Annotated in this window: 18 protein-coding genes and 1 tRNA gene; 15 read left to right on the forward strand and 4 right to left on the reverse strand. The window is 70.6% G+C overall.

The features are described 5' to 3' along the window. Nucleotides 1-68: 68 nt before the first annotated feature. From GJ743_RS14665 to GJ743_RS14710, 10 genes are all read left to right on the forward strand, one after another. A complete protein-coding gene (locus tag GJ743_RS14665) occupies nucleotides 69-1,625 on the forward strand; it encodes an Rv2578c family radical SAM protein (protein WP_196217018.1) in 1,557 nt (518 codons plus the stop codon). 87 nt (nucleotides 1,626-1,712) lie between these two features. Further along, nucleotides 1,713-3,044 carry a sensor histidine kinase gene (locus tag GJ743_RS14670; protein ID WP_155052638.1) on the forward strand — a complete coding sequence of 444 codons (1,332 nt, stop codon included), beginning with the start codon at nucleotides 1,713-1,715 and terminating at the stop codon, nucleotides 3,042-3,044. Beyond that, nucleotides 3,041-4,189 carry a hypothetical protein gene (locus GJ743_RS14675; RefSeq protein ID WP_155052639.1) on the forward strand — a complete coding sequence of 383 codons (1,149 nt, stop codon included), beginning with the start codon at nucleotides 3,041-3,043 and terminating at the stop codon, nucleotides 4,187-4,189. Before GJ743_RS14670 ends, GJ743_RS14675 begins: the two co-directional genes overlap by 4 nt. After that, entirely contained in the window at nucleotides 4,179-4,859 is a 681-nt protein-coding gene (locus tag GJ743_RS14680) for a response regulator (protein WP_230386806.1), read from the forward strand. Before GJ743_RS14675 ends, GJ743_RS14680 begins: the two co-directional genes overlap by 11 nt. Further along, on the forward strand, nucleotides 4,859-5,476 hold the full coding sequence (locus tag GJ743_RS14685) for a thymidine kinase (RefSeq protein WP_155052641.1): 618 nt from the start codon (nucleotides 4,859-4,861) through the stop codon (nucleotides 5,474-5,476). The genes GJ743_RS14680 and GJ743_RS14685 overlap by 1 nt, the downstream gene beginning before the upstream one ends. Nucleotides 5,477-5,632: 156 nt before the next feature. Then, nucleotides 5,633-7,111 carry a sugar transferase gene (locus tag GJ743_RS14690; RefSeq protein WP_155052642.1) on the forward strand — a complete coding sequence of 493 codons (1,479 nt, stop codon included), beginning with the start codon at nucleotides 5,633-5,635 and terminating at the stop codon, nucleotides 7,109-7,111. A 67-nt stretch (nucleotides 7,112-7,178) separates the two neighbouring features. After that, nucleotides 7,179-9,014, forward strand: coding sequence for a DUF4012 domain-containing protein (locus GJ743_RS20235; protein ID WP_155052643.1), 1,836 nt, complete (start codon nucleotides 7,179-7,181; stop codon nucleotides 9,012-9,014). Between the two features lie 68 nt (nucleotides 9,015-9,082). After that, the gene (locus tag GJ743_RS14700) at nucleotides 9,083-10,918 is read left to right on the forward strand and encodes a DUF4012 domain-containing protein (protein WP_155052644.1); all 1,836 of its coding nucleotides are present in this window, start codon (nucleotides 9,083-9,085) and stop codon (nucleotides 10,916-10,918) included. A gap of 150 nt (nucleotides 10,919-11,068) precedes the next feature. Continuing rightward, nucleotides 11,069-12,370: a UDP-glucose dehydrogenase family protein gene (locus GJ743_RS14705; protein WP_155052645.1), complete on the forward strand. Its 1,302-nt coding sequence runs from the start codon at nucleotides 11,069-11,071 to the stop codon at nucleotides 12,368-12,370. A 21-nt stretch (nucleotides 12,371-12,391) separates the two neighbouring features. Further along, nucleotides 12,392-13,534 carry a DUF418 domain-containing protein gene (locus GJ743_RS14710; protein ID WP_155052646.1) on the forward strand — a complete coding sequence of 381 codons (1,143 nt, stop codon included), beginning with the start codon at nucleotides 12,392-12,394 and terminating at the stop codon, nucleotides 13,532-13,534. A gap of 109 nt (nucleotides 13,535-13,643) precedes the next feature. Here GJ743_RS14710 and GJ743_RS14715 read toward each other — a convergent pair. The 3 genes from GJ743_RS14715 to GJ743_RS14725 form a co-directional block, all read right to left on the reverse strand. After that, nucleotides 13,644-13,720 (reverse strand) — tRNA-Pro (locus tag GJ743_RS14715). Between the two features lie 86 nt (nucleotides 13,721-13,806). Continuing rightward, nucleotides 13,807-14,784: a metallophosphoesterase gene (locus tag GJ743_RS14720; RefSeq protein ID WP_376861896.1), complete on the reverse strand. Its 978-nt coding sequence runs from the start codon at nucleotides 14,782-14,784 to the stop codon at nucleotides 13,807-13,809. After that, the gene (locus GJ743_RS14725) at nucleotides 14,781-17,363 is read right to left on the reverse strand and encodes a transglycosylase domain-containing protein (RefSeq protein ID WP_230386807.1); all 2,583 of its coding nucleotides are present in this window, start codon (nucleotides 17,361-17,363) and stop codon (nucleotides 14,781-14,783) included. Before GJ743_RS14725 ends, GJ743_RS14720 begins: the two co-directional genes overlap by 4 nt. Nucleotides 17,364-17,498: 135 nt before the next feature. On the opposite strand from GJ743_RS14725, the gene GJ743_RS14730 reads away from it, so the two are divergent. After that, the gene (locus tag GJ743_RS14730) at nucleotides 17,499-17,726 is read left to right on the forward strand and encodes a hypothetical protein (RefSeq protein ID WP_155052648.1); all 228 of its coding nucleotides are present in this window, start codon (nucleotides 17,499-17,501) and stop codon (nucleotides 17,724-17,726) included. Next, nucleotides 17,726-18,196, forward strand: a complete 471-nt coding sequence (locus tag GJ743_RS14735; protein WP_155052649.1) for a RidA family protein — start codon at nucleotides 17,726-17,728, stop codon at nucleotides 18,194-18,196. Before GJ743_RS14730 ends, GJ743_RS14735 begins: the two co-directional genes overlap by 1 nt. Nucleotides 18,197-18,303: 107 nt before the next feature. Here the strand turns inward: GJ743_RS14735 and acs are convergent, their stop codons facing one another. After that, nucleotides 18,304-20,259: an acetate--CoA ligase gene (gene acs, locus GJ743_RS14740; RefSeq protein ID WP_155052650.1), complete on the reverse strand. Its 1,956-nt coding sequence runs from the start codon at nucleotides 20,257-20,259 to the stop codon at nucleotides 18,304-18,306. A 586-nt stretch (nucleotides 20,260-20,845) separates the two neighbouring features. Here acs and GJ743_RS14745 point away from each other — a divergent pair. From GJ743_RS14745 to GJ743_RS14755, 3 genes are read left to right on the forward strand one after another with little or no spacing between them, the layout of a single operon-like run. After that, a complete protein-coding gene (locus tag GJ743_RS14745; RefSeq protein ID WP_155052651.1) occupies nucleotides 20,846-21,931 on the forward strand; it encodes a TadA family conjugal transfer-associated ATPase in 1,086 nt (361 codons plus the stop codon). Further along, on the forward strand, nucleotides 21,925-22,992 hold the full coding sequence (locus GJ743_RS14750) for a type II secretion system F family protein (RefSeq protein ID WP_328289221.1): 1,068 nt from the start codon (nucleotides 21,925-21,927) through the stop codon (nucleotides 22,990-22,992). Before GJ743_RS14745 ends, GJ743_RS14750 begins: the two co-directional genes overlap by 7 nt. A 58-nt stretch (nucleotides 22,993-23,050) precedes the next feature. After that, entirely contained in the window at nucleotides 23,051-23,296 is a 246-nt protein-coding gene (locus GJ743_RS14755) for a DUF4244 domain-containing protein (protein WP_155052652.1), read from the forward strand. The last annotated feature ends 15 nt before the right edge of the window (nucleotides 23,297-23,311 follow it).

Raw genomic sequence — 23,311 nt, forward strand, 5'->3', positions numbered from 1 at the left:
TTGCGGCGACGTGTCCTCGCGCGGTGCGCCCGCTTGCGACCGATTCGAACATGTGTTCGAATGAACGCATGCGGTGGAACGGGCAGGAACTCGGCGTCGAGCAGCAGGGCACGCTGCCGGGCCTGGCTCGCCTGAACAACCTCGTCAGGTCGGTGCAGACGCCCGAGTTCGCCGGCCTCACGTTCCACGAGGTGCTCGCGAAGTCCGCGCTGAACCGGGTGCCCGGGCAGTCGTACGTGCCGTTCGGGTGGACCATCAACCCGTACCGGGGGTGCAGTCACGCCTGCGTCTACTGCCTGGACCCGAGCACGCGGATCACGATGGCGGACGGATCGGTGCGCGCACTGCGCGACATCGAGCCCGGCGACACGGTGGTCGGTACCGTGCGGCGCGACGGATACCGGCGCTATGCGCCATCGAAGGTGCTTGCCAAGTGGTCGACGCGAAAGCGCGCCCACCGGATCACCTTGGCCGACGGCACGACGCTCGTGGCGAGTGGAGATCACCGTTTCTTGACCGAGCGCGGGTGGAAGCATGTCACCGGCGCGATGCATGGAGCGAAGCGTCGTCCGTACCTCACCACCGGGAATTCGCTGATCGGGTTCGGTAGTGGAGCTCCCGGGCCGGAAATCGAGCGGACGGAGGAATATCGTCAGGCGATCATCGGAGCGATGGTCAAGACGCACGCTGATCTGCGCGTCGTCGCCGTCGAACCGCTGGGCACTGAGATCGAGATGCTCGACATCACGACGAGCACCGAGGACTTCGTCGCGAACGGCGTGGTCAGCCACAATTGCTTTGCTCGGCCCACGCACGAGTACCTCGATCTGAGCGCGGGCGACGACTTCGACCGGCAGCTGATCGTGAAAGTCAACGTCGCCGACGTGCTCAGGCGCGAACTCGCCAGGCCGTCGTGGCGGCACGAGCCGGTCGCGCTCGGCACGAACACCGACCCCTACCAGCGCGCAGAGGGCCGCTACGCGCTCATGCCGGGCATCATCGAGGCGCTCGCGGGCAGCGGCACGCCGTTCAGCGTGCTCACGAAGGGCACGCTCCTCCGTCGCGACCTGCCGATGCTCGCGAGCGCGCGCGAGCACGTGCCGATCGACCTGGCGATGTCGATCGCGGTCTACGACGACGAACTCCAGCGTGCGATCGAGCCGGGCACGCCCACGACCGCGGCCCGGCTCGCGACGGTCACGGCCGTGCGCGAGGCCGGCTTCGACTGCACGGTGTTCCTCATGCCGATCCTCCCGTTCCTCACCGACACGCGGGCACACCTCGATGAGGCCCTGCGACGTGCGAAGGCGGCCGGTGCGACGAGCGTCGTCTACTCGGCCCTCCACCTGAGGGGCGCCGTGAAGCCGTGGTTCTTCGCGTGGCTCGCGCGCGAGCATCCGGAACTCGTGCCGAAGTACCGGGCGATGTTCCCTGGAGCCGCCGCTTACGCGCCGAAGGAGTACCGCACCTGGCTCGCGTCGCGGATCCGGCCACTGATGCGCGCGCACCGGCTCGAACGCGGCCGCGAAGACGCGGTCACCGGTGGAGTGCGATCCAGCGCGACCGGTCGGCCGTCCTCCGACCGGCCGCTCGACGCGGTCGCCGCTCCCGCGATGCTCTTCTGACGGCGGATGGCGCGACTGGGCCGATCGGCTGCCGAATGCGATAATCCGGCCAGTGCCGTTTCCCCCGACGGCCGGATCGGAGCACACATGACGCTTGGCCTGCCCGAGCATCTCGCGAAGGCGTCCCTCAGTCGGGCGCTCGCGAGCGCCGGGCATGCCGCCGGAGCGGTGTGCCTCGCGTCGGCCATGGTGATCTCGGTCGCATCGATCGTCCTCGAGCCGACCGGCGAGACCGGACCGGATCGGCAGGCGGCGATCGCGGCGCTCGTGCTGCTCGCAGTGCAGGCCGCGTTGTTCGCGGTCGTGGCCTTCCATCCGAGCGTCACCCTCACCGTCGTGTACCTCCTCGGCGGGACCGCCGTCGTCTACGGACTCACCGTGCTCGTCATGGCCCCGGGCAACGGCTTCGAGACCACGAACAACGCCGTGCTGGCCATGCCGCGCACCGCGCTGCTGCTCGTCGGCGGCGCCGGGATCGGATCGCGGATCGCGATCACCTGGGCGGCACTCGGCTGGGGGCTCGGCGAAGCGGCGGCGTTCCTCGGGGCCGAGACCGCGGGCGGTACGTGGGCGCCGAACGCGGCGGCGGCCGCCGCGCTCGGCATCGTGATCGTCACGAGGGTCTTCGACGCCATGACGCGCAGCGACGCACGACGCGAGGCGGCGTTGCACCGGGCCAGTCAGCAGACGCGTGAACTCGTCATCCGCCACGACTACGAACTGCGCGCCATCGCGCGCCTGCACGATACCGCCCTCAGCCACCTCGTCGCGATCGCCGCATCGGGCTCGGGCCCGGTCGACGAGCGCCTCCGCGCCGCGATCCGTCACGACCTCACGCTGATCGTCGGACGGGACTGGGCCACCGAGCACACGGAAGACGCCGCGGCGGTGGGAGCGCCGACCGGAACGGGCGGTTCGGTCGCCGCCGTGTTCCGTGCAGCCGACGGCGGCGAGGCATCCGACACCTCGGGCGGCGCCCCGGGCCGATCGGGCCGGGGCGGCCGAACCTCGACCGTCGCGGCACCAGGGCGCACCGAACCGCTCGCAGAGGCGCTCGACATCGCTCGCGACGCCGGACTGTCCGTGAACGTATCGGGTACTCCCGAGGTCCTCGCGGGCGTCGGTCCCCGGCGCCGCGCCGCGATCGAGGCGGCCGTCGCCCAGTGCCTCATGAACGTGGCCCGCCACGCCGGCGTCGGCGACGTCGAGGTCGCCCTGGGGCGTGCGGACGGGGAGATCACGGTCGTGGTCGTGGACGATGGACGCGGGTTCGATCCCGATCGCGTTCCCGAGGACCGCATCGGGCTCCGCACGTCGATCAGGGGCAGGATCGAGCAGGAGGGCGGTCGCGCACGCATCTGGTCGCGGCCCGGCGTCGGCACCACCGTGATGCTCGCAGTCCCGGAGGGCGGCGAATGAGCACCGCACTCCGGCTCACGCAACAGGAGGTCGACCCGATCGGCGGCGTGGCGGCGGCCCCGCTCGTGCTCATCGGTTCGGTCCTCTCGGTGGCGACCTCGATCGCCCTGACCGCATGGCACTGGGGCGAGGTCGCCTCGCCGCTCGCCGCGGTCCTCGGCATCCTCCTCGTCGCGGCCGCGGGGGCCGTGGCGACGACGTCGGCACTGCCGGCCCGCGCTCCGTTCACGGTGGATCGCCTGTGGTTCACCGTCGCGCTCGCCGTCGGTGGGGCGATCGCCGAGTACGTGAGCACGGTCGGCGCCGACCGGTACCTGTACGACGACTACGGGCCGCTCGTGGTCGGCATGATGATCCTCTCCCTTGCGCCGTTCAGCACGTGGATCGCGTTGCTCGCGGCCGGAACGGTCGCCGCGGCCGTCCTCGCGATCCTCGCGGTCGGATCGGCCGGTGCCAGCGCGACCCAGGCCAGTGCCGCCGCGCTCGTGGCCGTCAACTCCGTCGCCGTGCTCGCGCTCTCGGCCGCCGGAGCGGCCTACTCGGCGACGATCGTCCGCGAGAGCCTCGCATGGCAGCGGCACGCGAACTCGATCGCACTCGAGCGCGACGGTGGACTGCGCGCCGGGATCGTCCGCTCGGTGCAGCAGGGTCGTGTCTCGGTACTGAGCCGGGAGGTGCTGCCCTTCCTCGCGGACATCACGAACTCCCAGCGGATCAGCGTCGCGGATGCCGACCGTGCGCGCGAGCTCGCCGACCTGCTGCGGCGGGCGCTGAAGGCGGGGATCGAGTCGACCTGGCTCGACGACCTCGCCGCCTCGATCGAAGCGGCTCGTCAGGTTCCGATCACGGTGGAGGATCCGGGCGCCACTGCCGGACGACTGCGCAGTGATCAGCGGCCGCCCCTGACCGCGCTGCTCTCCTGGCTGAGCAGCGGCGGGCGCTCGGAATCGATCCGGATCTCGGTCGCTGCGAACGGAGGCGGCGCGATCGTGAGCGTGCTCGCGATCGTGGACGCGGACGGCGCTTCGTCGCCGACGCGACGCGAGGTCGAACGGTTCCTCGCGGTGGCTCGTGCGGTCGGCGTGCGAGGCGAACTCGAGATCACGCGAGAGAATGTGCGGGTGGAGTTCCGATATGACGCCTGAGCCCGACGCCGACGAGGTCGTCCGGGTCGCGATCCTCGACGACCACGCCGTCATCGTCGACGGCATCTCGAGCTGGATCGCCGACCACTCGCCCGACCTGGAGGTCGTCATCCGGACGACGCAGTGGCTCGACCTGATCCGACACCCCGACTTCCCCGTCGACCTCGTGCTCATGGATCTCCAACTCGGCGACACGGTCTCGATCGAGTCGCGGATCCGGGCGTGCCGGGCCGCCGGTGCGATCGTGGTCGTGGTCACTGCGGTCGACGACGATGCATCGCGCGAGCGATGCCTGGCCGCCGGAGCGGACGCCTTCGTCTCGAAGACGCTGCCCGTCGACGCCGTGGTGGCGGCGGCTCGGCGTGCGCTCCGGGGCGAGCGCGCATCGCGCGCGTCCGGCGACCGAGCCGGCGCCAGCCAGGCGGGTGACGCGGGTCCCGTTGTCGCGGCCCCGCCGGATGCCGGGCTCAGCGCCGCCGAGCGTCGCGCCGTCGAGCTCTACGTCCAGGGGGTGTCGACGGCCGACGTCGCCGCCAGCATGGAGGTCGGCTACGAGACCGCCAAGACGTACCTGCGTCGTGCTCGCGACAAGTACGCCAGGGTCGGCCGGCCCGCCGGCCGTCGGTCCGAGCTGATCCGCCGCGCGGCGGAGGACGGAATGCTCGAGTAATGGCCAAGCTCTACTTCCGGTACGGCGCGATGAACTCGGGCAAGTCGACCGCCCTGCTGCAGGCCGCCTTCAACTACGAGGAGCGGGGTCACCGGGTGCTGCTGACCAAGCCGGCGGTCGACACGAAGGGTGATCGCGACATCGTCTCGAGACTCGGCGTCGTGCGCGAGGTCGACTTCACGATCGCCCCGGGGGACCAGGTGCTCGACCTCTTCCAGCGTCACCGCACGCCCGTCATCGAGTCGAACGGGCGCGACGTGAGCTGCCTGCTCGTCGACGAGGCGCAGTTCCTCACGGGCGACCAGGTCGACGACCTGCTCCGGATCGCGCTGCTCGACGACATCCCCGTCCTCGCCTATGGCATCCGCACCGACTTCCAGACCGTCGCGTTCGCCGGCAGCCGCCGCCTCCTCGAGGTCGCGCACAGCCTCGAGGAGCTGAAGACGATCTGCAGGTGCGGACGGAAGGCCATCTTCAACGGGCGCCGCATCGGCGAGCGGTACATCTTCGACGGCGACCAGGTCGCGATCGACGGGGACGAGGTCACCTATGAATCGCTCTGCGGGGTCTGCTACCTGCAGGAGAGCGGCGGCGTGCTGGACGGCCGTCACGGCTGAACCGCCGCCGAGGGTCGCCCCAGTTCGGGGGGGCACTTCGATCCGGTCCTCCTATTGGGGGACCGCGCAGGGTAGCCTGTCCCTGCCCGCCGACCCGAACGGCGGGTGCTCGGGGGCCGTCATCGGGCCGCCGAGCCATCGCGGCGGAGGTGGTGCATGACCCTCACGCGGCAGACGACGCAGACCACCCCGGCCGAGGTGGTCGCGGAGTGGCAGCAGGCGTACGCTCGCCGACTGCTCGTGACCGATCTCGTCGTCATCGTCTTCGCCGTGTACGGTTCCCAGTTCATCCGCTTCGGAACCACCGGCACGTCGCTCCGCATCCCAGGCCTCGACGGCGACGCCGACTACCTGCTGAGCTACGCACTCGTCTCGGCCGTCCTCGCCGCCGGTTGGTTCGCCTCGCTGGCGATCTTCGCCACGCGGGATCGCACGATCGTCGGTGCCGGCACGGCCGAGTACCGCCGCATCGCCGACGCCAGCATCCGCGTCTTCGCGGTACTCGCGATCGGCGCCTTCCTGCTGCGTTCCGAGGTCGGCCGCGCCTACGTGCTCGTCGCGCTCCCGCTCGGGCTCGCACTGCTCGTCACCGGTCGCTGGGCCTGGCGGAAATGGCTCCTGCGCCAGCGAGCGGCGGGGCGGTTCCTGCACCGCGCCGTGCTCATGGGCGAGCGCCAGAAGTCGGTGCACGTCGCCCAGCAGATCGAGCGGGACGGGGTCTCGGGCATCCAGATCGTCGGGGCAGTCACCGAGCACGGTGGATCCACTCGCGATCTCGTGCCCGGTATCCCGGTCCTCGGTGCCTACGATGCGCTCGATGACGCGCTGCTGGCCGCGCGCGCCGACACGGTGGTCTTCACCGGCGCCGACACGATCGACCCGCGCGGAATGCGCGAACTCGGCTGGCAGCTCGAGGCGACGAGCACGAACCTCGTGGTGGCACCGGCACTGACGGATGTCGCGGGCCCGCGCATCCACGCGCGTCCGGTCGCCGGGCTGCCGCTCATCCAGGTCGACTACCCCGAGTTCAGCGGCCGGAAGTACGCGGCCAAGCGCGCGTTCGACCTGGTCGTCGCCACGATCGCCCTCATCGTCCTCAGCCCGGTCTTCCTCGCGATCGCCGTGCTCGTCCGCCGTGACAGCGCCGGCCCGGCGTTCTACTCGCAGGAGCGTGTCGGTCTGAACGGCCAGCGCTTCCGCATGCTGAAGTTCCGCTCGATGGTCCACGACGCCGAGGCCCAGCTGCCGACCCTGCTCGATCGCACCGACGGCAACGGCGTGCTCTTCAAGATGCGGTCCGATCCCCGCGTCACTCGGATCGGAGCCGTCCTCCGCAGGTACAGCCTCGACGAGCTGCCGCAGTTCGTCAACGTTCTGCGCGGCGAGATGTCGCTCGTGGGGCCGCGACCGCCGTTGGCGTCCGAAGTCGAACGGTACGACGAATGGGCGCGACGACGATTGCTCGTTCGGCCCGGCATCACGGGTCTCTGGCAGACGCAGGGGCGCTCCGACCTCTCGTGGGACGACAGCGTGCGCCTCGACCTCTACTACGTCGAGAACTGGTCCCTGACGGGCGACGTCATCATCCTCTACCGCACCGCTCGTGCCGTGCTCAGGGCGCAGGGCGCCTACTGATGGTGTGTCGCGATCGTGATCCGGTTCTCGGTCGGATCACGGCATCTCCCCTCTACCATTGGGCATCGTGACGACCCCCGAGTTCGTGCTCGCCCCGGAGCGGCAGCACCGTAGTTCCGGCAGCGACAGCGGCAGCCGCAGGAAGAAGCGTCGTCGTCGCATCATCTTCCACTCGATCTTCTGGCCGCTTCTGGCGATCCTGATCATCGGTGGTGGACTCGCCGCGTGGTGGCTCGCGACGAGCGCGCTCGCGGTGCGCGACGACCTCGAGGAGGCGCGTGTTCAGGTCGTCGCCTTCCAGAAGGCCGCCGACGAACGCCGGTTCGACGACCTGCAACCCATCGCCGACGACCTGTCGGCTGCGGCATCGAGCGCGGCCGCCCCGACGGCCAACCCCGTCTGGCGAATGGCCGAGTGGGTGCCCGGCGTGGGGGAGAACGTGCGCGCCGTGCGCATCATCGCCGAAGGCGTCGACGACGTCTCCGAGCAGGTCGTCCAGCCGGCGAGCGGGCTCGTCGGGGAGTTCGCCATCACCCGCGACGAGAGCGGCGCGCTCGACCTCGCTCCGATGCGTGAGGCGACCGACATCGCGGCCGACGCGCAGACCATCCTCGACGGACTCGAAGACGACCTCGCGGGGATCGACACCGAAGCGACGATCGGTCCGGTCTCGGATGCCGTGGCGCAGTTCGGAGACGTCGTCGCGAGCGCCCAGGAGACGTTGCCGGGCATCAACGCCGCGCTCGCCGGAGCCGGCGCGATGCTCGGCATCGACGGCCCGCAGACCGTGCTCCTCGCCTTCGAGAACAACGCCGAGGCGACCGCGCTCGGTGGCGGTCCCGCCGCCCAGACCCTCCTCAGCGTCGACAACGGCACGGTGAAGATCGATCGCCAGGTCTCCAGCACCCAACTCGACACCCAGGCGCCGATCGGCGTCGAGCTCGACGAGAGCGCCGATCAGCTCTACAACGACATCCTGCGCACCGAGATCAACGCGACGACGAGCCGACCCGACTTCCCGACCGCCGCGGCGCTCATCGGAGCCCGGTGGGAGCGTGACCTCGGGATGCGGCCGAACACCATCGTGATGACGGACCCGATCGCGGTCGCCCGCATTCTGGAGGTGACCGGTCCCGTCTCCCTGCCGGGTGGCGAGCAGCTCACGAGCGACAACGTGGTCTCGAAGCTCCTGAACGAGATCTACTTCCGCTACCCCGAGGGCGGCGCCGAGTCCGACGCGTACTTCGCCGCGGCATCCGCTGCCATGTTCGACAAGATGATGGCGGGCGACTATGACATCTGGCAGATGGCGCAGGCGCTCATCGACGTCACCAATTCGGGCAGCCTCATGATGTGGACCGAGAGCGAGCCGACGCAGACGCTCTTCGAAGGCTCGCGGCTCGACGGAACGCTGCCGCAGACCAACCTCGGCGCGACGGTGGTCGGGGTCTACTTCCGCGACCGGTCGATCTCGAAGATCGACTACTACCTGCACACGTCGGCGAAGGTCACGACCGATACCTGCACCCCCGAAGCCCCGACCTACACCGTCGAGGTCACCTTGCGCATGGACATCCCGGCCGACCTGCAGTTCGCCCTGCCGGAGTACATCGACTCGCGTGAGCCCGGCGCGTACCGCACGGAGGTCTTCCTCTATGGGCCCGCCGCCGGGTCGACGACCGAGGTCGCCGTCCCGAATCCCGCGAACGGCACGACGACCGGCCCATCCGTCACCGACCTCGGCCGGCCCGCCGAGAAGTTCACGGTCGACATGGTGAACGGCCAGACGGCCGTCGTGCGCGCGACCTTCGCGGGCACGCCCGACGATGCTCCGGTCGAGGTGCGGACCACCCCCATGATCAACCGCACCGGCGTCGAGGTCGTCGAGGCGACCTGCGGCTGAGCCGACCCGACGGCCACCGTGCTCGCGCGGGCCGGGCGCCCACGAACGCCCATCTACGATGGATGCTCGTGACGTCCCCGCACCTCGTTCGCGCGCCTGCCCGCGCCTCCGACCCGAACCCGCCTCGAAACCGGACCCGCGAGCGGTCGCCCCGACGTCGTTCGACCGCGCGGGCCTGGACCTGGTCGATGCTCGGCGTGCTCGCCCTCCTGGTCGTCGGCGGCGGGCTCGCCGCGTGGTGGATCGGCGCGAATGCGCTCGCGGTCCGCGACGATCTCGAGGCCTCCAAGGCCACTGTGTCCGCCTACCAGACGGCAGCCACCGAACAGCGCTTCAGCGACCTGCCCGCGCTCGCCGCACAGCTCGACGTATCGAGCTCCGACGCCGTCATGCCGACGACCTCGCCGATCTGGCGGATCGGCGAACTCGTGCCCGTCGCAGGGGAGAACCTCCGCGCCGTGCGCATCATCGCCGAGGGCGTGAACGACCTGTCGGCCGAGGTCGTCACACCCGCCTCGACCATGCTCGGCGAGTTCACGCTCGAGCGCGACCCGGCCTCGGGCGGGTTCGATGTCGCGCCGCTCCGGGCGGCGAGCGAGATCTCGACGTCGGCGGCCTCGATCGTCACCGGCCTGCGCGCCGAGCTCGCCGGAGTCGATTCGAACTCCACGATCCCGCAGGTCGCTGAGGCCGTGGCCGAGTTCGATGGCCTGCTCGACACCGCGGACGAGGCGATCCCGCAGGTGAACGGTGCCCTCACCGCGGTCACCGAGCTTCTCGGCGTGAACGGCCCGAGGAACGTCGTGCTCGCGTTCCTCAACAACGCCGAGGCGGCGGCGCTCGGCGGCGGTCCGGCGGCGCAGACGTTGCTCACCGTCGGCGCCGGTGCCGTCGATGTGACCCGCCAGGTCTCGAGCGGCGACTTCCATGTCGTGCCGGTCGACGTCGAACTCGACGACAGTGCCGAACAGCTGTACGACGACATCCTCCTGAACCAGGTCAATGCGACGACGAGCCGCCCGGACTTCCCGACGGCGGCGCAGTTGATCTCGGCGTACTGGCAGCGCGACCAGGGGGTGACACCGGACGTCGTGATCTCGCTCGACCCGCTCGGACTGTCGCGGCTGCTGCAGGTCACCGGACCCGTCACGACCACCGAGGGCGAGCAGCTCACGAGCGACAACGTCGTGTCGAAGCTGCTCAACGAGGCGTACTTCCGATACCCCGATGGTGCGGGATCCGACGAGTACTTCGCCGCTGCGGCATCCGCGGTATTCGACCGGATCATGTCGGTCGACTACGACGTGTGGGCGATGGCCGAGGCAGTGACGGATGTCGCAGGCTCAGGTTCGTTGATGATGTGGTCGAACGATCCCGTCACGCAGGCGCTGTTCGACGGCACGCGTCTTCAAGGGACGCTGCCGCAGGCGAATGACGGATCGAGCGTGCTCGGCGTCTACTTCCGCGACCGGTCCTCGTCGAAGATCGACACGTACCTGCACACCGAGGCGACGGTCACGACCGACGCCTGCACACCGGGAGCGCCCACGTACGAGGTCGAGGTGCGGCTGCAGTTCGACCTCCCCGAGGTCGAGCTCCCGTCGTACGTCGACAGCGGACTCTACGACTTCTACCGGACCGAGGTCTTCCTCTACGGGCCGGTGGACGCCACGACCGAATCCGTCGAGGTCCTCGAGGGCGGGCTGAACTCCGTGGCAGGGCCGTCGGTCGTGGATCTCGGACGGCCCGCGGAGAAGTTCACCGTCGACCTCGTCGATGGCCAGGTCGCGGTCGTGCGCGCGACGTTCGAGGGCACGATCGGCGAACACGGGCCGACCGAGGTGCGGACCACGCCGATGATCAACGCGACCGCGGTGAAGCTCGAGGAGGCCGCCTGCGGGTGACCCGTGGCCGCGTCGGCATCGACTCAGCCCGGACCGACTACCCTGTCAATGCACTCCGTTCGCGCGCGCGAACCGTCGGTGCAGGTAATCCACGGCCGCGCTCCCCGAGCGGTTGCCCGCTCCGGGCGCGGTCCACACCGGAAGGACCCCATGAAGATCTCGGTCATCGGCTGCGGCTACCTCGGCGCCGTGCACGCGTCGGCCATGGCGGAACTCGGCCACGACGTGATCGGCATCGACGTCGACGAGCGCAAGATCGGCGAGCTCGCCGCAGGCCGCCCGCCGTTCTTCGAGCCCGGGCTCCCCGAGATCCTCACCTCCGCGACGGCCTCCGGTCGCCTCCGCTTCAGCACCGACATGGCGGATGCCGCCGACGCCGAGGTCCACTTCCTCGCCGTGGGCACGCCGCAGACGGCCGGCAGTCATGCCGCCGACCTCCGCTTCGTCGACGCCGCCTTCGAGGGCCTCGTCCCGCACCTCGCCGACGGCGCCCTCGTCGTGGGCAAGAGCACCGTGCCGGTCGGCACTGCGACGCGCCTCGCGGCGCGGCTGGCCGAGGTCGCCCCGCACGCCGCGCTCGCGTGGAATCCGGAGTTCCTCCGCGAGGGCTTCGCCGTGAAGGACACGATCGAGCCCGACCGTCTCGTCTACGGCGTCGCCGACGACGCGGCCGCCGCGACGCTCGACGAGATCTACCGCGCGGCCCTCGATGCCGGCACGCCCCGCATCGTCACCGACTACGCGACGGCCGAACTCGTCAAGGTCGCCGCCAACGCCTTCCTCGCGACCAAGATCAGCTTCATCAACGCGATGGCCGAGATCGCCGAGGCGACCGGGGCCGATGTCACGCAGCTCGCCGACGCGATCGGGCACGACGCGCGCATCGGCCGCCGGTTCCTCAACGCCGGCGTCGGCTTCGGCGGTGGGTGCCTGCCCAAGGACATCCGGGCGTTCTCCGCCCGGGCTGAAGAGCTCGGCCGGGGCGACGCGGTCGCGTTCCTCAAGGAGGTCGACGCGATCAACCTGCGCCGCCGTCAGCGCGTCGTCGACCTCGCCGTGGAGGCGATGGGCGGATCGGTGAACGAACGACGCGTCGCCGTCCTCGGTGTCACCTTCAAGCCCGACTCCGACGACGTGCGCGACTCGCCCGCACTCGATGTCGCCGTGCAGCTCAAGGGCCTCGGTGCCGACGTCATCGCCACGGACCCGGAGGGTCTGGCCAACGCCCGGCTGCGGCATCCGCAACTCGCCTACGAGGCCTCGACCACCGAGGCGCTCCGCGGTGCCGACCTCGTCGTGCTGGTGACCGAATGGAGCGAGTACCGCGAGCTCGACCCCGCCACCGTGCGCGATCTCGTCGCGAGCCACACCGTCATCGACGGCCGCAACGTCCTCGATCCGACTTCGTGGCGCAGCGCGGGCTGGACCTACCACGGCCTGGGTCGTCCCTGACGGGGCGATGAGCGGGGCCGCATGCAGGAGGACGTCGAAACCCGCACCGAGGCCCGCCGCCGTCCGGCGTCGCGCATCGCCGGGGTCGACGCCGCGCGCGGCATCGCGCTCATCGGCATGTTCGTGGCGCACGTCGCGCCCGCCGTGGCCTCTCCCGATGTGTCGCAGCTCATCGCGCTCGCCGATGAGCGGCCGCGCCTGCTCTTCGCACTGACCGCAGGCGTCGGCCTCGGGCTGATCACCGGCGCCACCCGCCCACGCGTGAACGACCGCGGAGAGCTGCGACGGCAGATCGCGATCCGGGCGGTCATCCTGCTCGCCATCGGCCTGCTGGTGATCGCGCTGCTGCGCCCGCTCGTGATCGTCATCCTCGACGTCTACGGGATCGCATTCCTCGTGATGGTTCCGCTGCTGTTCATCCCGGCACGCGTCGCGCTCGCGGCCGGCGGCGTCCTGCTGGCCGTCGCGCCGGCGTTCGCCGCCCTCGCCGAGCGTGATCCGGTCCTGCAGGCAGCTGCATCCGGCGACACGGGGATCATCGTCGACTGGTTCCTCACCGGCGCCTACCCCGTGATCATCTGGGTACCGGTGATGCTCATCGGCCTCGGCCTCGCGCGGCTGGATGTCGCTGCGGCCTCGATCGTTCGCTGGTACGCCCTCGCCGGCGTGACCGCGGCGGCCGTGTGCCTGCCGATCGCCGCCATGATGCCCGAGAACCAGGTGCTCGGTGCCGACCCGACCGAGGACTGGATGATCCCGGTGCGCGCCTCGCTGGAGACGATCGGCAACGTCGGGGTCGGATTGTGCGTCCTCGCCGGCGCCATCGCGATCACCGTCCTCGCGGTGGGTCCCGTGCGCCGGGTCGCCTCGACGCTGCTCTCGCCGATCACTGCGATGGGAACGATGCCCCTGACGATCTACACCGGCCAACTCGTGGTGCTCTCCCTGTCGAAGCGGGTCGGCCCCGACGGCGTCGTGACGGATGATTCGTGGGGGCTGCTCGTCGGCCTGGTCGTCGGTTCGATGGTGTTCGCGTGGTTGTGGCGGCGCTATGTCGGCCGCGGGCCTCTCGAGATGCTCCTGAGGGCCGCGAGCGGGCGGGACCGGAGGAACGACTCGACGGAGGGCTCCCGTGGCCGTCAGGCGAGCGCAGGGGACGTCTGAACCCTCGGCAGGGCAGCCGGGTCCCGATGATGGCATCGGCCGGCGGGGTCTGCTGCGCGAACTCGTCCCGGAGACGACGGAAGCCCCTCCCGAAGGAGGGGCTTCCAGATGGTCGGGGTGACAGGATTTGAACCTGCGACCTCTTCGTCCCGAACGAAGCGCGCTACCAAGCTGCGCCACACCCCGGTGGCCCGTGGGCCTCAACAAGGATAGCGGATATTTCCGGAGCCGCTGACCACTCGCGGGCCTCGCCGGAGGGGGTGCTGCGGGCGTCAGCGGACGGCGGTCAGCGTGAGCAGCGTCGCCTCAGGCGGGCACGCGAAGCGCACCGGTGCGTAGATCGACGTGCCGAGCCCGGCGGACACGTTGAGGAACGCCGAGCGCAGTCCGTGGCGCCACACGCTCAGGCCGCTCGCCTGCCTTCGGGGGATGTCGCAGTTGGCCACGAGCGCCCCGTAGCCGGGCACGCAGACCTGGCCACCGTGCGTATGACCCGCGAGGATGAGCTGCGCACCGTGCGTGACGAACGAGTTCAGCACGCGCTGGTACGGCGCGTGCGTGACGCCGACCGTGACCGTGGGCCTCGGCGCAGGCGCGGAGGGCCGGTCGGGCCACTCCTCGTCGCCGAGCGGGTCCTCCGAGCGGAGGTCGTCGATCGCGGCGGTGATGAGGTCGAGGCGGTCGTAGCCGCGATGCGGGTCGTCGACGCCGAAGAACTCGAGGTGCGTTCCACGCAGGTCGATGCTGGTCGCTGCGTTGTCGATGTCGGTCCATCCGAGATCGGCGAACACGTCGTGGAGCGCCTTCGTGTCGAGTCGCTTCGCGCGGGCGACCTGTCTTGACGGGCCGCCGAAGTAGCTGAACGGGTTCTTCAGCACCGGGCCGAAGTAGTCGTTGGAGCCGTTGACGAAGACTCCCGGTACACCCCGGAACGGTGCGAACGCCCGCCGGATGCCCTCGATGCCTCGTTCGTGCCCGAGGTTGTCACCGGTGTTGACGACGAGGTCGGGTTCCAGTGCCGCCAGCGAGGCGACCCAGGCCTGCTTGGACGTCTGCCAGGGCGCCATGTGCAGGTCGGACACGTGCAGGACGCGAATCGGCCCGGAGCCGGCCGGGAGCACGGGGACGTCGACCCGACGGAGCGTCCAGCGGGTCCGCTCGACGAAGCTTCCCCACGCCAGTGCGGCGAGCGCCGCCACGCCGACCGCGGAGGCGATCTGCGTGGCGGCGCTCGAGGCTCGAGGACTCACCCGTCGTTGCCTCCACCGTCGTTGCCGCCCGGTGGCGTCGGCCCTCCGGCCGAGAGCTTGCCGACCACGATGGTCACTCGATCACCGGCCTTCGCCGATGCTCCCGCGTCGGGCGACTGGGAGATCACGACGCCGTCCTGGCTCGGATCGGTCGTGTCCTCCTCGCGGACCTGGACCCTGAATCCGGCGCCCTCGAGCGTGGACTCGGCGGAGTCGCGGTCCATGCCCCGCACATCGGGGACACCCGCCACCTTGCCGTTGCTGATGAGCACGCGGACGAGCGAGCCGCGGCCGGCCTGGCCGGACGGATCCGTGCCCGCGACCATGCCCTTGGGCTGGTCGCTGTCGACCTCGGGGCCCTGCTCGAACTGGAAGCCCGCGGCCTCGATCGCCTGCCTCGCGGCGTCGACGCTGAGGCCGGCCACGTTCGGGATGTCGACGAGGACCTGCTTGAAGTACTCGGCCTTCGGCTCGGCGAACGCGCCGCCGCCGTACTTGTTGTCGGCGACCGCCATGATCGCGCTCCAGATGCGGTGACGCGCGGACGCGCCGTAGCCGCTCGCGAAGTCGATCGAGCGCAGGCTCGTGCGGTTGTCGCCACCGGTGACGTTGCCGACCCAGACCGCCGTGGCGACCTCCTTGCTGGCGCCGTTCATCCAGGTGTCGAACGCGTAGTCGGTGGTACCCGTCTTGCCGATGTGCGGCACGCCGGTGCCCGTGTTCGACTGCGACGCCGTTCCGCCGTTGAAGGTCTGCTGCATCGCGTACTGCATGGCGTGCGCGACATCCGGGGTCACCGACTGGGTGCACGTGGACTTCGGTGGGGCGATCTCCTCGCCGTCGGATGCGACGATCTTGTCGATCGCGATGGGCGTGCAGGTATTGCCGTCGTTGGCGATACCGGCGAAGCCGGCCGCCATCGTGACCGGCGCGATCTCCTGCGTGCCGAGCACGTCGGAGGGGTACATCGTGAGGTCGCCGCCGTCGGCGCGGTGCATGCCGAACGCCTGGGCGGTCTTCTTGATGTTGCAGAGGTCCATCTGCTGGGCCATGGCCATGAAGCTCGAGTTCACCGACCACTTCGTCGCCTCGACGGCGTTGTTGGCGGTCGTCGAGTCGTCGTTGTTCGGCTCGTAGGAGCCGACGAAGTCACCCTCGCACGAGTTCGTGAAGTGCGTGAACGCGCGCTTCGAGCCGTTGAACGACTCGAGCAGCGAGTGCCCCTCGTTGAGCCACTCGGCGAGCGTCCAGACCTTGTACGTCGAACCCGGCTGGAAGCCGCTCGAGCCGCCGTAGTCCTGGTCGGTGCTGTAGTTGACGGCCGAGTACTCGTTGCTGCTCTCGAGCACCTCGGGGTCGGCCGAGTACTTCTTGTTCTGGGCCATCGCGAGGATCCGCCCGGTCCCGGGCTCGACGCTCACGGCCACCGAACCCACGTCGAAGCGCGGGTCGGTGAACGGGATGTTCTCGGCGATCGCGGTCTCGGCGCGGTTCTGGAGGTCGAGGTCGAGCGTGGTGTAGATCTTCAGGCCGCGCTGCTGCAGCAGCACGGAGCCCTCGTTGACGTCTTCGGTCTCGGGGAGGTCGTACTGGTTGCGGATCACGTTCGCGACGTAGTCGCAGAAGTACGCGGAACCTCCGGCCGTCTGGCAGCCCGTGCTCGGCTCGGTGATCTTGGGTGCGATCGGCTCGGCGATCGCCGCGTCGTGCTCCTCCTGCGTGATCTTCCCGTACTCGAGCATCTCGTCGATGATGTAGTCGCGCCGCTGCTTGTTGGCGGCGTACGGCACCGTTTCGCCGTCGACGACGGTGTTGGCGCCGTTCTCCTCGCTGTCGGGCCGGTCGAGGCGGAACTTCTCCGGGTGGTTGACGATCGCGATCAGGCTCGCGGCCTGGGCGAGCGAGAGATCCTTCGCACTCGTGTCGAAGTAGTACTGGGAGGCCGACTCGATGCCGTACACGCGTCCGCCGAAGGCGGCGATGTTGAGGTAGCCGAGGAGGATCTCGTCCTTCGAGGACTCCTTCTCGAGCGCGATCGCGTAGCGCATCTCCTTGAGCTTGCGCTCGGCGGAGACCTCGGTCGCCTCGGCGTACGCCGCGTCCTTCTCCTCCTCGGTCTGCGCCGCGTTCACGCCGTTGTTGATGAGCACGTTCTTGACGTACTGCTGCGTGATCGACGAACCGCCCTGGACGTCGCGACCGGTCACGGTGCTCACCGCACCGCGGACCGTGCCCTGGATGTCGATGCCGCCGTGCTCGTAGAACCGCGGGTCCTCACCGGCGACCGCGGCATCCTTCGCGTACTGGCTGATCGCGTCCCACGGGACCTCTTCACGGTTCTCGTCGAAGAACGAGGCGAGGAGCGCCTCGGAACCGTCGGATCGCGTCGCGTAGATGTCGGTCTTCTCGGAGAGCTCGCCGACCTTGAGGTAGGCCGGGAGGTTCTCGAACATGTTGATGCTGTTGTTCGCGGCCATGCCCGTGACGGCGAGCGCAGGGGTCACCGCGGCAGTCACGAGGATGCCGGCGAGCGCGCTCATGCCGACGAAGCCGAGGATTCCCGCGGCGGCATCGCTCATCGTTCGATTTTGGGCAGACATAGAGTGGAGCCTAACTGAGGAAGGCTGGCAAAATCCGGCATGCCGAGGGGCCGCAGCGCCCACGGCCGGCTCGAGCCTCAGGATAGCCGCCCGTTCCGACACCGAGGAGACGCCATGCCCGCATGGGAGTACATCACCACCCCGCTGCTCATCCACAACACCGCCGCGATCCTGAACAACTGGGGCTCCGAGGGCTGGGAACTGGTGCAGGTCGTGCAGGGTCCCGAGGGCGGGCTCGTCGCGTACCTGAAGCGCCCTGTCGGCGGGGAGTCGTCGGTCGCGGCATCCGCCGGCCAGGCCGCTGCGGCCCAGGCCGCCAAGCAGTTCGAGGGCGACGCCTGATGGGTGCCGTCGAGGACCGCCTGGCCGAGCTCGGCGTCGAACTGCCCGCCGTCGCGGCGCCCGTCGCCGCCTACGTGCCCGCCGTCGTGACGGGCAACCTCCTCTTCACCTCGGGCCAGCTCCCGTTCGTCGCCGGTGCGCTGCCCGCGACCGGCAAGGTCGGCGACGGCCACGGACTCGTGCCCGCCGATGATGCGAAGGAGTACGCGCGACTCTGCGCGCTGAACGCCCTCGCCGCGGTCAAGGCCGAGCTCGGCTCACTGGAGCGGGTCGCGCGCGTCGTCAAGGTCGTCGGCTTCGTGGCATCCGACCCCGCCTTCACGGGCCAGCCCGGCGTCGTCAACGGCGCGTCGGAGTTCATCGGCGAGGTCTTCGGCGATGCCGGTCGCCACGCGCGCTCGGCCGTCGGGGTCGCGGTGCTCCCGCTCGACGCGCCCGTCGAGGTCGAGCTCGTCGTCGAGTTCGCGTAGCGGCGGCCCGGCGCCCGCCGCGGAGCAGCCGCGGCGGGCGCCTCGCTCCCGAGCCGACGGATGCCGCGGCCGGAACCTCCGGCCGCGGCATCCGCTGTTCGAACGGGTCAGCGCACCTGGGCGCTGATGACCTCCATGATCGAGGTGTCTGCGAGCGTCGTCGTGTCGCCGACCTCGCGGCCCTCGGCGAGGTCGCGCAGCAGGCGCCGCATGATCTTGCCCGACCGCGTCTTCGGCAGCTCGTTGACGATGAAGACCTGCCGTGGGCGCGCGATCGCGCCGATCTGGGTCGCGACGTGCTTGCGCAGCTCCTCGCTGGCCTCGAACGGGTCGGTCACGTGCGAGACCTGGCTGGCCTTGAGGATCACGAACGCGACGACCGCCTGGCCCGTGGTCTCGTCGGAGGCGCCGACGACCGCCGCCTCGGCGGTCCACGGGTGGGCGACGAGCGACGACTCGATCTCGGCCGTCGAGAGCCGGTGCCCCGAGACGTTCATGACGTCGTCGACGCGGCCGAGCAGCCAGATGTCGCCGTCCTCGTCGCGGCGCGCGCCGTCGCCGGCGAAGTACTTGTCGCCGAACTTCTCCCAGTACGTCTCCTTGAACCGCTCCGGGTCGCCCCAGATGCCGCGCAGCATCGACGGCCACGGCTCGGTCGCGACGAGCAGGCCCCCGCCCTCACCCTCGACCGCCGTGCCGTCGTCGTCGAGGATGTCGATCGAGATGCCCGGCACGGGCACCTGCGCCGAACCCGGCTTGAGGTCGGTGACGCCCGGCAGCGCCGAGATCATGATCGCGCCGGTCTCGGTCTGCCACCACGTGTCGACGACCGGGATGGAGCCGCCGCCGATGACGTGGCGGTACCAGATCCACGCCTCGGGGTTGATCGGCTCGCCGACCGAGCCGAGGAGGCGGAGCGTGCGCAGGTTGAACTCGTGCGGGATCTGCCGGCCGAGCTTCATGAACGAGCGGATGGCGGTCGGCGCCGTGTAGAGGATCGTGACGCCGTACTTCTCGACGATCTCCCACCAGCGGCCGGGGTGCGGCGTGTCGGGCGTGCCCTCGTAGAGCACCTGTGTCGCGCCGTTCGCGAGCGGGCCGTACACGACGTACGAGTGGCCCGTGATCCAGCCGACGTCGGCCGTGCACCAGTACACGTCGCGCTCGGGGTGCAGGTCGAACACGTTCTTGTGCGTGAACGCCGCCTGCGTGAGATAGCCGCCCGAGGTGTGCAGGATGCCCTTCGGCTTCCCGGTCGTGCCCGAGGTGTAGAGGATGAAGAGCGGATGCTCCGCCTCGAACCCCTTCGCCTCGTGCTCGTTCGACGCGGTCGCGACCGTCTCGTGCCACCACAGGTCGCGGTCGGCGTTCCAGTCGACCTCGTTCTCGCCGCGCCTGACGACGAGCACGTTGCGTACGGTGCCGCCCTCGGCCTTGCCGAGCGCCTCGTCGACCACGGGCTTCAGCGGGAACACTCGACCCTTGCGGTAACCGCCGTCGGCGGTGATGACGACGGATGCCTCGGCATCGTCGATGCGCGACGCGAGGCTGTCGGCGCTGAACCCGCCGAAGACGACCGAATGGATGGCGCCGATGCGCGCGCAGGCGAGCATGGCGACGACGGCCTCGGGGATCATGGGGAGGTAGATCGCGACGCGATCCTGCTCGCCCACCCCGAGGTCGGCGAGGGTGTTCGCTGCGCGCTTGACCTCGTCGGTCAGTTCGGCGTACGTGATGTCGCGGGAGTCGCCGGGCTCGCCCTCCCAGTGGATGGCGACGCGGTCGCCGAGGCCGGCCTCGACGTGGCGGTCGAGGCAGTTGACGGCGACGTTCAGCTCGCCGTCGTCGAACCACTTCGCGAACGGCGGGTTCGACCAGTCGAGCGTACGGGTGAAGGGCTTCTCCCACTGGAGCAGCGTGCGGGCCTGGTCGGCCCAGAACTCGAGCCGGTCTGCGCGAGCGGCGTCGTAGAGGCCCTCGTCGGCGACGGCCTGGGCGGCGAACTCGGGACTCGGGCGGAAGCGCCGGATCTCCTCGAGCGCGTGATCGATCTGCGCGTTCATAGTGGTGCGATCGCTCCTTCGCGAAATGTTCAGATGACGGGTCGCCTGCCCCACACAGCACCATAGCGCCCGCTCCCCGATGTTTCGCTGCGGGTGTCGGTCGCGGATCGCGCGCGGTCGGGCGTACGCTGGGCACGCGCGAGGGGGCGAGTGGGGGATTCGTTCGCTTGAAACCGTCCGGCGCGACGGCCCTCGATCCCGATCCGGTGCGGAAACCGTCGTCCGCAGCCGCTTCCACCCCCGTTTTCCGTCGAGATCCTCCCAGCGGCTGGAGGATCTCGCAGAGATTTCTGTGCGTCCGCACAAATGAGGACAAAAAGTACTTGCGCATGGATATCCAGCCCATACACTGATGTACGCCCGAACGACTTCGATTCGAGGCCTGCAGCGCTCGCGATTCCCCCCAATCCTTGCGCTGCCGAGGCGGCACCTGTTCCCCCCAATGGGTGCCGCCCCCTTCTTTTAACGCGGCGTCTCCGATGCCGACCATACGAGCTCTCCTCCACAACGGCGTGGCGGGGAGCTCGTCTCGTTTCTCGACCCCGGCGTCGTGAGTCGCGCTCGGCGCGCGCCTACGGTCGACCGCATGTCCGTCCCGTTCGTCGCCGTCCCGTCATGGGAGATCGAGGCCGCGCCCGAGTGGGCTCCGCCAGGCAGCGACGTGTGGGCGCGCACGCCGTCCGGCATCGGCGAGGAGGACCCGTTCGAGTCGCAGTCATCCTCGCCGTTCGATGACGGCCGAGCCATCCGCCCGGATGTCGCCGCCCTCGGCCCGCTCGCACCGTTCGCGGCCGACGCCGACGTGACGGACCTGTTCGTGAACGGCGAGCGCGGGCTGTGGATCGACCGCGGGCGCGGGGCGGAGCAGCACGCCGGATGGAGCGCGGACGAGGCGGAGGTGCGCGCGCTCGCGGTGCACCTCATCGCCCGCGGCGGCCGCCACATCGACGAGGCGACGCCTGCCGTCGACGTCCGTCTCGGCGAGGGCATCCGAGTGCACGCCGTGCTGCCGCCCGTGTCGGGTTCGGGCACGCTGCTGTCCGTCAGGGTGCCGCGCACGACCGGAGCGAGTCTCGGTGGACTCGCCAGGTCGGGCATGCTCGACCCCGAGCAGGAACGACGGCTGCGCGATGCGGTGCGTGATCGCCGGAACGTGCTCATCACGGGCGCGGGCGGCGCGGGCAAGACGACGCTGCTCGGTGCACTCCTCGGCGAGGCACCGGCGGGCGACCGTATCGTGCTGCTCGAGGATGTCTCGGAACTCAGGCCGGCGCACCCCCACGTGGTCTCGCTCGAGGCGAGGCAGGCGAACCTCGAGGGCACGGGGCGGATCGGACTCGACGTGCTGCTTCGCGAAGCGCTGCGCATGCGGCCCGACCGGCTGGTCGTCGGTGAGTGCCGCGGCCCCGAGTTGCGCGACCTGCTGGCGGCATTGAACACGGGGCACGACGGCGGGGCCGGCACGCTGCACGCGAACTCGCTCGCCGACGTGCCCGCACGGCTCGAGGCGCTCGGCGCCGCCACCGGCATGTCCGCCGAGGCCGTCGCCCGCCAGGCGGCGAGCGCCTTCGACCTCGTCGTGCACCTGGAGCGGGTCGACGGCCGCCGTCGCATCGCCGGCATCGGCGCGTTCCGGCTCACGGGCGATCGGCTGGAGGTCGAGGCGTGCTGAGAGATCGAGGTCCGGTGCGCCTGGTCGAGAGGTTCGGGCTGCGTTCCGCGGATGCATCGACCGGGCCCGACCGGGTGGCCGGAGTTGCCGAGCGGCTGGCGGCGCTGCTGTCGGCCGGACTCGCGCCGGCGACGGCGTGGGCCGCGCTCGACGCGCCGACGAACGTCGGAGGGGATCGGGCGCGTCCGGGCGCGAGGGACGATCGGGCGCGTCCGAACGCCCGAGGCGATCGCGCACGTCCGGACCAGGTCGGCGATGCCGACTCGGCCGTGATCGCGCGCGCGGCGCGTGCCGCTGCCGACGGGTCGCCGGTCGCCGAGGCCGTCGAGGCGGCGCGGCGGGCGAACGCTCGAGCCGCGGCCGCGTGGCGCGTGCTCGCCGCGGCCTGGGCGGTGGCGGATGCCGCGGGCGCACCGCTCGCGCGCTGCCTCACGATGCTCGCCGGGACCCTGCGGGACGAGGCGCAACTGCGTCGGGAGGCCGCGGCGCTCCTCGCGGGCCCGGCCGCGAGCGCGCGACTCGTGGCCGCGCTGCCGCTGATCGCCGTCGCGTTCGGTGCCCTCCTCGGATTCGACACCCTCGGCGTGCTGGTCGGCGGACCGGTGGGACTCGCCTGCCTCGCCCTGGGTTCGGCGCTGCTCTGGGGCGGTGCGCGCTGGAATCGGGCGCTCATCCGGCGTGCTGCGGTCGAGAACCCGGACGCCGGTCTCGAACTCGAGCTGCTCGCGATGGCCCTGTCGAGCGGCGCGTCGATCGTGCGAGCCGAGCGGATCGTGCAGGAGGCGCTCGCGGCCCACCTGCCCGACTCGCCGCCGCGGGGTGCGGCCCGAGCAGTGGTCGCCCTCGCCGAACGGGCCGGGGCGCCCGTCGCCGACCTGCTCCGCGCCGAAGCGGCCAGGCTCCGGGGCGCGGCGCGCGCCGAGGGCGCCGCGCGTGCCGCCCGACTCGGGGTGCAGCTGATGCTCCCGCTCGGATGCTGCGTGCTGCCGGCGTTCGTGCTGCTCGGCGTCGTCCCGCTCATGATCTCGGTCGTCACGGGCACCCTCGGCGGTGCCGTGTGACGACGACCCGACTCGTGCCACCGTCGCCGCTCCGTGCGGCAGAGAGAAGGAGAACCGCATGCACCCGTCACCGCCCGCCGTCCGCCCGACCCTCGGACGCGCCCCTCGCACCCGTGGCGCTCGCGGGCGCCTCGCCGCGGTCGCTCGGCGCCTCGCAGGCGAACGCGGCGCCGCCACCGCGGAGTACGCCGTCGCGACGATGGCCGCTGTCGGCTTCGCCGGGCTCCTCGTCGTCATCCTCCGTGGCGACGAGGTCCGCGGCATCCTCACCGACCTCGTGCGGAATGCGCTCACGGTCGGGTGACGCCGAGCGGGGCAG

Origin of the sequence: Agromyces bracchium (assembly GCF_009709675.1) — a bacterium.
Taxonomy (GTDB): domain Bacteria; phylum Actinomycetota; class Actinomycetes; order Actinomycetales; family Microbacteriaceae; genus Agromyces; species Agromyces bracchium.